We start from the raw sequence: 9,157 nt of genomic DNA, 5'->3' as shown, positions 1-9,157 counted from the left end.
GGGCGAGTCCGGCCTGGGTGGCGTTGGCGAGGATGCGGGACAGCTCCGGGAGCTGGTTGATGAACTTCTCGATCCGCTTGCGGTGCTGCCAGGCGAGGAAGGCGTACGCCGCCCAGACGGCCGTCAGCGCGGCGAGCGGGCCGAAGAAGGACGCCAGCGCGGCCTGGGCGATCAGCCAGAGGCCGGCCACGGCCGTCAGCAGGGCGACGGTGAACTCGCCGGGGGTGACGTCCAGTCCCGTCGCGGCCAGCCGTCGCTCCAGCTTTCTGCCGTACGCGGTGGCGCGCACCCGGCGGTCCACGCCCCGAAAGCGCCGCGCACGCCCCGTACGGACCGTGGGCCCGTGGTCCGAGAGGCGGTCGACGAGCACCTGCCGCTGGGCGCGCCCGGCCGCGTACGTCCGCGCGCCCACGACGGCCAGCACCCCGCCGAGCAGCGTCACCCCGATGGTGAGGCGCGCGAGATTGTCGAGTTCCATCGTGGGCTACCCCTGTCCGGCCTCTCGGGTGGTGAGCTGGTCGTCGGTGGCGGCCACGCCGAAGGCGGGCGGCACCGGCTCGTTGGCCAGGTGGAGCCGGTCGGCGACCCGGCGCGGCAGCGGGAAGCAGCGGAAGTGCCCGCGGACCCGGCGGTCGGCGTCCAGGGGCAGGGCCTCGAAGCGGCAGACCGTGGCGAGGCGGTAGTCCTCGCGGCCGTGGGAGGCGAGGACGGCGATCTCGGCGACCCGGCGGGAGCCGTCGGCGTGCCGGGCGAGCTGGACGACGCAGTCCACCGCGCTGTTGATCTGGTCGCGCAGGGCCTCGAAGGGAACGTTCACCTCGGACATGGAGGCGAGGGTCTGCATGCGCATCAGCGCGTCCTCGGCGCTGTTGGCGTGCACGGTGGCCAGGGAGCCGTCGTGGCCGGTGGACATGGCCTGGAGCATGTCGAGCGTCTCGCCGCCGCGCACCTCGCCGACGATGATGCGGTCGGGGCGCATGCGCAGGGAGTTGCGCACCAGGTCGCGGATGGTGATCCGGCCCTTGCCCTCGACGTTGGGCGGGCGCGACTCCAGCCGGATGACATGGGTCTGCTGGAGCTGGAGTTCGGCGGCGTCCTCGACGGTGATGATCCGCTCGCCGTCGGGGATGAGCCCGGAGAGCGCGTTGAGCAGGGTGGTCTTGCCGGAGCCGGTGGGCCCGGAGACCACCACGTTGAGCTTGGCCCGGACGAACGCGGCGAGCAGCGTCACCATGGCCTCGTCGAGCGAGCCGAGGGCGATGAGTTCGGGCAGGGTGTAGGCGCGGGGGAAGCGGCGGATGGTGAGGGTGGCGCCGTTGAGCGCGAGCGGCGGGATGATCACGTTGACGCGCTCGCCGGAGGGCAGCCGGGCGTCGACCATCGGGTTGGACTCGTCGACGCGGCGGTTGACGGTGGAGACGATGCGTTCGATGGTCTGCATGAGCTGCTCGTGCGAGGCGAAGCGGACGGGGACGAGCTCGACGCGCCCGGCCCGTTCGACGTACACCTGGTCGGGCCCGTTGACCATGATCTCGGTGATGGAGGCGTCCTCGAGGAGGGGTTCGAGCACGCCGAGCCCGAGGGCCTCGTCGACGACGCGGCGGATCAGCTGGGCGCGCTCGGCGGTGGAGAGCACCGGGCCCTCTCGGCTGATGATGTGGCCGAGTACGCGTTCGAGCCGGGCGCGTCGCTCGGCCGCGGCGAGCGAGGACATCTCGGCGAGGTCGATCTCCTCGAGGAGCTTGGCGCGGTAGACGGCGACCAGGTGGCCGTCGCCGAGGCCCAGGTGGTGCTCCTCCGGTGCGGTGATGCGGGCCCTCAGGCTCATCGGCCGCTTCTCCCCCTTCGGCTCAGCTGCCCGCGGCGGCGGGCTCGGCGGGCAGGGGCATGGTGGCGCTGCGGGTGGCCGTCATGTCGGGGATTCCGGGAATCACCGACGGGATCGTGACGGTGGCGGTGGCCCGCACCTCGCCGGCGCCGCCGGAGGAGGCGACGGCCACGTCGAGCCAGTCGCTGGTGGCCGCCTCGGCGGCGGCCTGCGGGGTGGGCGCGGGGGCGTCGGCGCGGTCGTCGAGGGAGGCGGCCCGGGCGGCGGCGCGGGCCGCGGTGCCGGCCTGCTGGGCGCCGTAGGCGGCGATGCCGAGCTGGACGGTGGCGAGCGCGACGACGAGCAGGATGGGCAGGAAGCCGAGGAATTCGATGGCGACCTGACCCCGGTCGCGCGGGGGGCGCCGGAGGCGCCGGGGAGCCGGCCGGGACGCGGCCACGGGGTACGAGGCCGCCACATGCCGGGGCCCGGGCTTCGGGCGCCGTGCCACCGCCCCCGGGCGGCCGGGGCCGGGGCGCCGGGCTGGCGCTTGGCCCTGCCCGGGGGCCGGGTGACTCGCCGTCACGGGCCCGCGGCGCGGGGCCGGCGGGCGCACGTGGGGGGCGCTCATCGGTCCTCCTCCGCGACGGCGCCCGCCGAACCCGTGACGTCGAACGGGAAGTCGACGAGCCCGGGGAAGAGCACGGGAACCTTGAGCTTCACCGTGGCGGCGTAGACGCCGTTGCCGTCGGGGCCACAGGCGGGCTGTCCGCCGCCCCAGGCGGCCGGGAGGTCCTCCGCCGCCGCGGCCTGGCACGCGCCCGCGCCGCCGTCGCGCGCGGCGCCCGCGCGGGCCCCCCGGTCCGCCGCGTGGCCGGCGAGCGAGAAGGTGTAGCCGACGAGGACGCACTGCCACGCCAGCACCAGGGCGGTCAGGACGAGGGGCAGCAGGCCGAGGAACTCCACGGAGACCTGGCCCCGGTCGTCCCTGCGTAACCGGAACCGGCCGCTGGGGCGGTCACCCGCGCCGGGCCCCGCCGCCGTGTCGCCTCCCGCGCCCGAACCCGTGACGAAGCCGGCGGCGGAGGCCGGTCCGCCACCGGCGCCCGTACCCGTACCCGCACCCGCACCCGCACCGGAGCCATAACCGGAACCCGCGCCGTACCCGGAAGCGGAAGCGGAACCGGAGTCGTACCCGGAAGCGGAACCGGAACCCGCCCCGCCCGGCAGGGCCCGGCGGCGCTTCAGTCCCGGCAGGGCCGCCCGCTCGCGGTGGCCGCCCCGCGCGTGCCGGGCGGCCGGCGACGGCGGCCCGGCCAGGCCGAGTTCGCCGGCCAGCGCCCACAGCGCCTGGCGGACGGCGGAGCGGCCGTCCAGGTCCTGCATCCGGCCGGCGTCGACGGCCGGCTGGAGCTCCTTGTAGCCGGCCGGGATCGCGGTGCGCGCCATCCGCGTGCCGGTGGCGCGCTCCACCAGCCCCGGCTGGATCTCCGTGCCGCGGGTGAGCCGGTTGACGACGGTCGTGGTCTCCTCCGCCTTGCGGATCTGGAGCCGGTCCCACATCCGGACCATGCGCTTGGCCGCGCGCACGGCCACCACGTCGGGGGTGGTGAGCAGCAGCGCCGTGTCGGCCAGTTCGACGACCGTGGCGTTCGCGTCGTTCATCTGGGAGCCGCAGTCGACCACCACGACGTCGTAGCGGGCGCGCAGGGCCCCGACGATCTGGCGCGCGGCGCGGTCGCCGACCTCCTCGCCGCGCTCGCCCTCCTCGGGGGCGAGCAGCAGGCCGAGGCCGGTGGGGTGCTGGAAGACCGCGTCCTGGAGGACGCGGGGGGAGATGTCGTGGATGCCGGCGAGGTCGACGACGGACCGGCGGAACTGCACATCGAGGTAGGAGGCGACGTCGCCGTTCTGGAGGTCCAGGTCGACGAGCGCCACCTCGCGCCCGGCGCCGCGCGCGGCGAGCGCGAGCTGGACGGCGGTGACGGTGGCGCCCACGCCGCCCTTGGCGCCGGTGACGGTGACGAGCGTGCCGCCGGGGCCGCTCGGCACGGCCTCCCCGCCGCCGAGGTGGCGGCGGACGCCGGTGGCCCACTGCGCGGCGGCGTGCACGCGGGCGGCGAGTTCGTCGTACGACAGGGGCAGCGCGGTCAGCCCGCGCGCGCCGGCGTCCATGGCGGCGGAGAACAGCCCGGGGCCGGAGTCGGAGGTGATCAGCACCACGCCGACGGCGGGGAAGCGGAGGGCGACGTCCCGGATGAGTTCCAGGGCGGGCACCGGACCGATCCGCTCGTGGACGAGCACCACTTCGGGCAGGTCCTCGACCGCGCCGGCGACGAGGGCGGCGAGGGTGTCCAGCAGGGCGGTGGAGTCCGCCACCGGCGCGGCGGGCTCGGCGTCGGGGAGCTGGCTGAGCAGCAGGGAGAGGGAGCGGGCCGCGTCCGGGTCGCCCACCGCGGGGAGGATTCTGATCGTCACCGGTGCCCCTTATTTGTCGCTGTCGAGGGTGTAGGTGCGCTCGCCGGGCGGGACGGGGACGTCGCTGCCGGGCGCGACCAGGGCGAGCCGGACGTGGGAGGCAAAGGACTCGGCGTACGCCACGCGCTGGGCGTCGCGGGTCTCCAGCGCGAAGGTGATGGGCACGGCCTCGACGCGCCGGCGCCGGGAGTCGGCGGTGTCGGAGTCGACGGGGGTGAGCTTGCCGACGTGGATGACGGGGGCGTTGCTCACGATCACCTTGGAGACGGGCTTCTCGCCCTCCTTCTTCCCCTCGAAGGTGGCATAGATGTTGACCTTCGCGCCGGCCCTGATCTTGCCCGCGACACCGGTGGCGGCGTCGATCATGATGGCGATCTCCTGGCGGCCCGGCTGGAGCGCGGGGCGCTCCACGATCATGTCGGCCTGCAGCAGGGAGCCCTTGAGCAGCGGGGTGACGGCGATCTTCCCGTTGACCTTGTCCAGGTCGGTGACGGCGGTGTCCGAGAGCCACCGCTGGGGGATCGCGACGCGTTCGAACTGCTCCGGCCGCAGGTCCTGGTAGGCGGCGACGTCCTGCTTGAGCCGGTACGCGGTGGTCTCGGGGCCGACCTTGGACTCCACGTCCCGGATGACGGAGAGGACTCCGGCGAACGCGCCGAGGGCACACAGCACGGACAGGATCAGGAGGACGAGTCCGCGGCGCTGGCGTGAATTCATGGACGGGGAACCTCGTTCGGCGACGGTGCGGGTCGGGGCACGAGCGACGGCCGGGCGGTCGGCGACAGTACGGACGAGAGCCGGGCCGGCGGCGACAGTACGGAGGACGCCCGGGCCGACGGTGCCCGTACGGACGTGGGCCCGCGCGGCGCGCACCGTACGGGCGGAGGTGGCGCGTACGCGGTCACGTGCGGGCGCCCTCGGGCAGCACCCGCGGTCCCGGCCCCGGGCCGCGGGTGAGCGCGGCCCGCCGCCCGGACACCTGGGCCGCCGGTGGCCCGGGCACCGGCGAGGAGCAGAAGGCGCAGCGGTCGCCGATGAGTTCGAGGCCGCACCAGTGACACTCCATTCTGCGCACCGAGGAGACCAGTTGGTAGAGCATCGACGGGTCCGGCATGGCGGCGGCGAACTCGACGAGCTTGGCCGTGCCCCACCAGGGCGCGGACTCCCTCGGCAGGGGCACCTCGGCGACGCCCTGCACCCGCCAGGAGTGGGCGAGGTGGCCGGTGACCCAGTCGGCGGGGAGCCGACCGACGGCGACGGTGAGGTGGGTGGCGAAGGACGGGCCGGTCAGCTTCTCCTCCCGGCCGACGGTGATCACCCGCGGCTCGGGGTGGGCGAGCACCCCGAACTGCACGCCCGGCAGCCAGGACTTGACGTGCGAGGCGAGCCGGACGTCCACCCGGTCGAGGCGGGTCACGCTGGCCAGCAGGGCACCGGCGTAGACGTAGTGGGCCAGCAGCCGGGCCGCGGAGGCCAGCACGCCGGGGCTGAAGCCGCAGACGGAGAGCTGGCGCAGCTGCCGGGCGAGCACGGCGACCCCGAGGGGCGGCAGGGCGACCGGGAGGAGCGCCATCCGGTCGCTCTCCAGGAGCGACCGGATCGTGTGCAGCCTGCGGGCCAGGCGGGTGGAGCAGGCGGCGGGGTAGAGCACGACGAGATGGCCGTGGCGTTCGAGCAGCAGGGCGGCCGTGACGAGCGCGGCGTCCAGGGTCTGTTCGCCGGGCGGCGCGAGCACGGCGGCGGTGGGCGTCTGCCGGTCCAGCGGTGGCAGAACCAGCTCTGGGCCGGTGACCGCTATCGCGGTGGGCACGTAGGGCTCCCCGTTCGCTCAGCCGCCGCTCCCCGCGCCGGCCGCAGATCCGTCACTGAACCACAACTGGGCCACCGCACCGCACTGTTGGCACAGTCGCACTGCGTTGCTGGCTCAGCACCATATCCAGGAGGCGGCCCACGGAGAACAGTTCCGGGGATTTACAGCACATAGAGCACACACACGGCGCGGGTGCCGCGAGCTCCCTTGACACGATCATTGGTCTGGACCAGCTTGTCCGCTACCACGCCGGCCGACGGCCGGTGGCTCCTCCTCCCCCCACTTGTCACCGCAGGAGGCAGTAGTGGACCCCTCGACACCCCGCGCCGGCGCCCCGGGAGGCGCCAGCGGCACGGGCCGGCTCATACGGCTCCTCACCGCGGCCGCGCTCGCCGCCGCGGGCCTGCTCGGCTCGTCGTCGACCCCAGCCGGCGCCGTGGCCCCCGCGGGCGCCATGGCCTCCACGGGCGCCATGGCCTCCACGGGCGTCACCGCCCCCGCGAGCGCCGCGGACGAGCCCAACCTCGCCCGCAACCCCGGCTTCGAGTCCGGCCTCGCCGACTGGACCTGCTCCGGCGACAGCGGTACGGCGGTGGGCTCGCCCGTGCACGGCGGCTCGGCGGCCCTGCGCGCGACCCCCACCGGCCAGGACCGGGCCCGGTGCGCCCAGACCGTGCCCGTACGGCCGGACTCCGACTACACGCTCAGCGCCTGGGTGCGGGGCAGCTATGTGTATCTGGGCGCGAGCGGCACCGGCACCACGGACGTCGCCACCTGGACCCCGTCCGCCACCGATTGGCAACGGCTCACCACCGGCTTCCGCACCGGGCCGGCCACCACCTCGGTGACGATCCACACCCAGGGCTGGTACGGGCAGCCCGCCTATCTCGCCGACGACGTCCTCCTGACCGGCCCCGGCGGCGGCCCGGGGCCGGGCCCCCAGGTGCCCGCCGCCCCGGGCGGGCTCACGGTCGGGGCGGTCACCGACACCTCCGTCGCCCTGTCCTGGCGGGCGGTGAGCGGCGCGACGGGCTACCACGTGTACCGCGACGGCACGAAGGTGACGGCGGTCGGCGGCACTTCCGCGACCGTGACCGGGCTCTCGCCCGCCACCTCGTACCGCTTCCAGGTCACGGCCGTGAACGCGGCGGGGGAGTCGGCGCCGTCGTCGGCCGTCACCGCCACCACCTCGGGCACCGACCCGGGGCCGGGGCCCGGCCCGGTGCCCCGGCACGCCGTGACCGGCTACTGGCAGAACTTCGACAACGGCGCGACCGTGCAGAAGCTGAGCGACGTGTCGAGCCAGTACGACATCATCGCCGTGGCCTTCGCCGACGCCACGGCCACGCCGGGCGCGGTCACCTTCGCCCTGGACTCGGCCGGGCTCGGCGGCTACACCGTCGACCGCTTCAAGGCGGACATCAGGGCCAAGCGGGCCGCCGGCACGTCGGTGATCATCTCGGTCGGGGGCGAGCGGGGCACCGTACGGGTCGACTCCGCGGCCGCGGCGGCGAACTTCGCGGACTCGGTGCACGCGCTGATGCGGGAGTACGGCTTCGACGGCGTCGACATCGACCTGGAGAACGGCCTCAACTCCACCTATATGACCCAGGCCCTGCGCGCGCTGTCGGCCAAGGCGGGCCCGGGGCTGGTCATCACCATGGCGCCGCAGACCATCGACATGCAGTCGACGTCGAACGAGTACTTCAGAACGGCGCTCAACATCAGGGACATCCTGACCGTCGTCAACACGCAGTACTACAACAGCGGCTCCATGAACGGCTGCGACGGCAAGGTCTACTCCCAGGGCTCGGTGGACTTCCTCACGGCGCTGGCCTGCATCCAGCTGGAGGGCGGGCTCGCCCCCTCCCAGGTGGGCCTCGGCCTGCCGGCCTCCCCGCGCGCCGCGGGCAGCGGATACGTTTCCCCGGCCGTGGTGACCAGGGCGCTGGACTGCCTGGCCAGGGGCACGGGGTGCGGCTCGTTCAAGCCGCCGCGGACCTACCCTGGGCTGCGCGGGGCGATGACGTGGTCCACGAACTGGGACGCGAGCAATGGCAACGCGTGGTCGAACACGGTCGGCCCCCACGTCCATGGCCTGCCCTAGACCCGTACGGCGCGAGGGACGCGGGGCGCCGGGACCGTGCTGCGCGAGGGCCGGAACGCTCGCGCAGTACTGCGCGAGGCACAACCCCGTACGGCGCGAGGGACGCGGCACTCGGCCCGTACGGCGCGAGGGACGCACCGTACGGGCCCGCCGGCGGCTCCTAGCGGCCGAGCACGGCGCGCCGCTCGGCCCGCGGCTTGGGCAGCTCGCACCCCGGCCGCTCCAGGTCGAGCTTGCTGTCGAGCCCGACGCACGCCGGGATCTGGTGCGTCTGCTGGGCGTAGCCCGCCCCGCGCCGCACCGTGATCCGCCCCTTCTCGTCGACCTCGCAGGGGTTGTTCAGGGTGCAGCGGCCCCCGGACTCGTTGCGGGTGTTGTTGACCGCGACGACGTCACCGGTGGCCGTGTCGACCACGGGCGAGCCCGACGTACCCCCTATGACCTCGCACCCGGGGGTGGAATAGCGCACGGAGTCCCGCCAGGTCCACTGGGACTCCCGCAGCCGGTGGGGGAAGCCGTCCACGCGGCACGTGTAGACGCGCTTCCAGTAGCCGGAGACCACCGAGACGTCGCTCGCCCGGCCCGGGCGGGCGGCGGCCAGCCGCCGCGCCGTGATGCCGTAGCGCTGCCGGATGGCCTCGTACGTGCTGCCGAGCTGGTAGAGCGCCACATCGGTGTCGGTCATCGTCGCGTAGACGAGCTTCGTGGCGCGCAGGTTCGCGACCTCGTCGCCGTTCGCGCCGAGGAGGCCGAAGTCGCGCGTGGAGGGACGGTCGACGAGCACCGTGCCGGCGTCCGGCATGCCGCTCTCCACGCAGTGGCCGTTGGTGAGGACGAGCGCCGGGTCGTCGGGCAGGGAGTCCGGCATCCGCACGAGCGCGCCCGAGCAGTTGCTGAGCGAGACGGCGCCGGCGAAGTCCACGGCCGCCCGGGCGGGCGCGGGGGCCGCCAGGGG

Annotated in this window: 7 protein-coding genes and 1 pseudogene; 1 reads left to right on the top strand and 7 read right to left on the bottom strand. The window is 74.7% G+C overall.

Annotated features, from left to right (window positions below; genetic code table 11):
* The 6 genes and pseudogenes from ACSNOD_RS23995 to ACSNOD_RS23970 all read right to left on the bottom strand — a co-directional run.
* Positions 1–478, bottom strand: a pseudogene (locus ACSNOD_RS23995) (type II secretion system F family protein); the annotation flags it as partial.
* Between the two features lie 6 nt (positions 479–484).
* Positions 485–1,828 (bottom strand): CpaF family protein, encoded by a 1,344-nt coding sequence (locus ACSNOD_RS23990; protein ID WP_436769106.1) that lies wholly within the window; start codon positions 1,826–1,828, stop codon positions 485–487.
* Between the two features lie 22 nt (positions 1,829–1,850).
* A complete protein-coding gene (locus ACSNOD_RS23985) occupies positions 1,851–2,267 on the bottom strand; it encodes a TadE/TadG family type IV pilus assembly protein (protein ID WP_436769105.1) in 417 nt (138 codons plus the stop codon).
* Positions 2,268–2,434: 167 nt separating this feature from the next.
* Entirely contained in the window at positions 2,435–4,285 is a 1,851-nt protein-coding gene (locus ACSNOD_RS23980; protein ID WP_436769104.1) for an AAA family ATPase, read from the bottom strand.
* A gap of 9 nt (positions 4,286–4,294) precedes the next feature.
* Positions 4,295–5,002: a Flp pilus assembly protein CpaB gene (gene cpaB, locus ACSNOD_RS23975; RefSeq protein ID WP_436769103.1), complete on the bottom strand. Its 708-nt coding sequence runs from the start codon at positions 5,000–5,002 to the stop codon at positions 4,295–4,297.
* A 184-nt stretch (positions 5,003–5,186) separates the two neighbouring features.
* Entirely contained in the window at positions 5,187–6,095 is a 909-nt protein-coding gene (locus ACSNOD_RS23970) for a hypothetical protein (RefSeq protein WP_436769102.1), read from the bottom strand.
* A gap of 454 nt (positions 6,096–6,549) precedes the next feature.
* Between ACSNOD_RS23970 and ACSNOD_RS23965 the strand changes: the two genes are divergently transcribed.
* On the top strand, positions 6,550–8,202 hold the full coding sequence (locus tag ACSNOD_RS23965) for a chitinase (RefSeq protein WP_436769108.1): 1,653 nt from the start codon (positions 6,550–6,552) through the stop codon (positions 8,200–8,202).
* A gap of 160 nt (positions 8,203–8,362) precedes the next feature.
* Here the strand turns inward: ACSNOD_RS23965 and ACSNOD_RS23960 are convergent, their stop codons facing one another.
* The gene (locus tag ACSNOD_RS23960) at positions 8,363–9,154 is read right to left on the bottom strand and encodes a S1 family peptidase (RefSeq protein WP_436769107.1); all 792 of its coding nucleotides are present in this window, start codon (positions 9,152–9,154) and stop codon (positions 8,363–8,365) included.
* Positions 9,155–9,157 lie beyond the last annotated feature (3 nt).

Origin of the sequence: Streptomyces sp. URMC 123, from assembly GCF_051386515.1 — a bacterium.
In the GTDB taxonomy this organism is placed as follows: Bacteria; Actinomycetota; Actinomycetes; order Streptomycetales; family Streptomycetaceae; genus Streptomyces.
This window is presented reverse-complemented; position numbering and strand designations above follow the sequence as displayed.